The 3,879-nt window shown below is 57.2% G+C and carries 3 protein-coding genes; all 3 read right to left on the minus strand.

Translation table 11 applies throughout. The annotated features are described in order from the left end of the window. Nucleotides 1–112 precede the first annotated feature (112 nt). The 3 genes from GXX82_07610 to ileS are packed head-to-tail and all read right to left on the minus strand — an operon-like array spanning nucleotide 113 to nucleotide 3,593. On the minus strand, nucleotides 113–343 hold the full coding sequence (locus GXX82_07610) for a hypothetical protein (GenBank protein ID NLT22898.1): 231 nt from the start codon (nucleotides 341–343) through the stop codon (nucleotides 113–115). 44 nt (nucleotides 344–387) lie between these two features. Beyond that, nucleotides 388–864: a signal peptidase II gene (gene lspA, locus GXX82_07615; protein ID NLT22899.1), complete on the minus strand. Its 477-nt coding sequence runs from the start codon at nucleotides 862–864 to the stop codon at nucleotides 388–390. Further along, complete coding sequence (gene ileS, locus GXX82_07620; protein NLT22900.1) at nucleotides 837–3,593, minus strand: isoleucine--tRNA ligase; 2,757 nt, start codon at nucleotides 3,591–3,593, stop codon at nucleotides 837–839. The genes lspA and ileS overlap by 28 nt, the downstream gene beginning before the upstream one ends. Nucleotides 3,594–3,879 lie beyond the last annotated feature (286 nt).

Raw genomic sequence — 3,879 nt, forward strand, 5'->3', positions numbered from 1 at the left:
AACCCTTGAACCCTTGAACCCTTGAACCCTTGAACCCTTGAACCCTTGAACCCTTGAACCCTTGAACCCTTGAACCCTTGAACCCTTGAACCCTTGAACCCTTGAACCGTCTTCAGTCTCTCCTGTATTTCTCGTTCAGCGCCCTTTTGAAGCGGGGGGCGTAAATGATGTCGAAGGTCTCCTCCTTTCCGGGAAAGAGGTTCAGTGCTTGTTTGCGCACCCCTTCGACGATGCGTATCGCGTGGTCGTGGGGGATGTCCTGGGTGCGGATGAACTCAAGGGCAAAATCGACCACAAAGCGAAGCCTCCTGAGCTTTCTTTCTTCTTCCAGGATATCGTTCACGTTGTCCCTCTTCAAGGCCCCCGGTACCGCAACGTAATGCACCGTCAATCGGAGGGTTGCCGGTCCTTTGCGCCGGTCAATTCGAGGAGGATGAGGAGCCCGATGCCGATGGTGAGGGCTATGTCGGCTACATTGAAGGCCGGCCAGTGATACTTCCCGTAGTGGAGATCGAGGAAATCGACGACGCTTCCGTAGAATATGCGGTCATATATGTTGCCCAGGGCGCCGGCGAGAATAAGACACAGCGCGAAGGTCTTTGCCTTTCCCATCGCGTACCGGACAAGGATGTATATCAGGGCGGCGACGACGAGGACGGGCACGACCGTGAAGATGTGCCGGGCGTACTCGCTCTCGTTGAGAACACCGAAGACGCCTCCCAGGTTCCGCACGTGGACGATGGAAAAGAAGGACGTAACCTGTATCTCACTCAGCAGGGGGAGGTCCCTCATGATGAGCGCCTTTGTGAGCCTGTCCAGGGCGAAGATGACCGGTACTAGAGCAAAGAAAGGGTATCGGCGCATCGCTTGCACACGTTCGGGAATTTCCCGTCCCGGAGAATGTTCGTATCATACTGCCAGCACCGCTCGCACTTGTCACCTTCGGCCCTGACGACGGTCACATCGAGCCCGGCGGCCTTGCGCACCTCGATCTGCGAGACGATGAAGACGTCCTTAAGCTCGTCGTCCAGCTCCATGAGGGCCGCGTAGTCCTCGTCGGGGGCGTCTATGATGATCTTGGTGTCGAGAGAGTGGCCGATCTCCTTGGCGGTGCGCTTCTCTTCGATCTTCTTGTTGGCGAGTTCCCTGATCTTCCATATCCTTTCCCACTTCTCCTCGATGGCCCCGTTTATGAGGGCCGTGTCCGCGGTGGGGAACCGGGTCAGAAAAACGCTCTCCTCGGAGACATAGTCCTTGAGATAGGACCACATCTCTTCTGCCGTCGAGGAAAGGACGGGTGCTATGAGCTTGACGAGGGCGATAAGCGTCTCATATATGACGGTCTGGGATGCCCTTCGTTTCCGGGCGTCCCTGTGCTCCACGTAGATCCTGTCCTTGACGATGTCGAGATACAGGGCGCTGAGGTCGACGGTGCAGAAATTGTGGACCGCGTGATAGATGGAGTGCAGGGTATAGTTGTCGTAAGATTCCCGGACACGGTCGGTGAGCCTCGCAAGCCGCGAAAGAAGCCACCTGTCGAGGAGGGACAGCCCTTCATAAGGGACGGTGTCGCGGCCCGGTTCGAAGTCCTCGTTGATGTTCGCGTGAAGGAACCGCAGGGTGTTGCGGATTCGGCGGTACGTTTCCACGAGGCGGTTGATGATGTCCTTCGATATCTTGATATCGTCGCGGTAATCCTCGTAGGTAACCCAGAGGCGCAGTATCTCGGCGCCGAACTTTTCGATGACCTCGTTGGGGGCAATGACGTTGCCCAGGGACTTGGACATCTTCCTGCCGGAGCCGTCCACGACAAACCCGTGGGTCAGCACCGCCTTGTAGGGGGCCTGGCCCTCGTTGCCCACTGAGGTCAGCAAAGAGCTGTGGAACCATCCCCGGTGCTGGTCGCTCCCCTCGAGGTAGAGGTCGGCAGGGTACTTCAGCTCCGGTCTCTTCCTGCAGACGGCGGCCCAGCTCACACCCGAATCGAACCAGACATCGAGGATGTCCTGTTCCTGTGAAAAGGTGGTGTTGCCGCAGCGGCCGCACTTCGTGCCTTCAGGCAGGAAATGTGCGGCATCCCTGTCAAACCAGACGTCCGCGCCCGATTGCCGCACGGCCTCAACGACACGATTGAAGGATCCTTCGCTCCAGAAAGGTTCGCGGCATTTTTCACAGTAGAAAATGGTGATCGGGATGCCCCAGGTGCGCTGGCGGGAGATGCACCAGTCGGGACGGACGGAAAGCATGTTGTAGATCCTGTCGCGGCCCCATGAGGGGATCCATCGGGTTTTGTCGACCTCGCCCAGGGCCTTTTGCCTCAGTCCGTGGCTGTCCATGGAGACGAACCATTGTTCCGTCGCCCGGAATATGACGGGTTTCTTGCAGCGCCAGCAATGGGGATAGGAATGCTCGATCTCTTCCGTGTGAAGGAGGAGCCCCAGTTCCTTGAGCTTTTCGATGACCTTCGGATTGGCCTCCCAGACATTCATGCCCCTGAAGAACTCCACCTCGTCTATAAAGGCCCCCTTTTCGTTGACGGGGGAATAGATGTCGAGGCCGTACTCGAGACCCGTCTCGTAGTCCTCCTCGCCGTGGCCCGGCGCCGTATGGACCGCGCCCGTGCCCGTGTCGGCGGCGACGTAGTCCGCAAAGACGATGACGGACTGCCTGTCGATAAAGGGGTGCTTGAACGTGAGCCCCCGAAACGTCTCAGGGCCTATCTCTCCGATAACACGGTATCCTGTTATCCCTGCCCTCTGCATGACGTCCTCGAGGAGGTCCTTGAGCACGATGTAGACCTCTTTGTCCGTTTCCACGGTGACGTAGGTGAAATCGGGATGGACGGCTATGGCCAGGTTGGCGGGAAGCGTCCAGGGTGTGGTCGTCCATATGAGCATGTAGACCGGTTTGTCGGGATATCCGGCAAAGACCGGCTCTCTCTCGCCCGTGTACGGGAACTTGACGTATATGGAACTCGACCTTTTGGTGTCGTATTCGATCTCCGCCTCGGCGAGGGCCGTCTCGCAGTTAAGGCACCAGTAGACGGGTTTCTTCTTCCGGTAGACCTCACCGCGAAGGAAGAACTTCGCCGCCTCTTCGATGATCGTCGCCTGGTAGTCGAAATCCATGGTGATATAGGGATGTTCCCAGTCCCCGATGCCGCCGAGGCGCTTGAATTCCTCACGCTGGATATCTATGAACTGCCGCGCGTAGGCCCTGCATTCCTTCCGGGTATCCAGCTTGGAGAGCTCGAGCCTCTTCTGCTTGACGTTCTTCTCCACCTGGTGTTCTATGGGCAGGCCGTGGCAGTCCCATCCCGGGACATAGTCCGCCCTGTGGCCCGTCATGAACTTCGCCTTGATGATGATGTCCTTGAGGATCTTGTTGAGGGCCGTCCCGAGGTGGATATTGCCGTTGGCGTAAGGGGGGCCGTCGTGGAGTATGAAGGTGGGGCTGTCTTTTCGCGCCCCGGTCATCTTCCGGTAGAGGTCTATCTCTTGCCAGCGGGCAAGCATGTCCTTTTCCCTGACGGGCAGGTTGCCTCTCATGGGAAAGGGTGTCTTTGGGAGGTTCAGTGTGTCTTTGTAATCCATGGCAGAACAGTCCTTGCTGAGATAGAAAGTAACCCGGCCGGGAGCGATCAGCTTGCGACATTCTCTTGCAGTGGGGAGATTTTTCACCGTTTCAGGCTGTCGTAACCCGCTGGATTCTGTTCATCAAATTAACACAAAGCAGGTATCTATTCAAGAAGAAGGGAGAATGGTCCCATTCTACCGCTTCGGAACGGTTTCTTTTATGAAATCGATCAGCTCCATCTCTTTTCCGGCATAGAAATGGGTGGTATCGATGACCTTGAGGTGCTTGTCCAGGGTGGTGAGA

This window comes from Syntrophorhabdus sp. (genome assembly GCA_012719415.1).
Lineage (GTDB): Bacteria > Desulfobacterota > Syntrophorhabdia > Syntrophorhabdales > Syntrophorhabdaceae > Delta-02.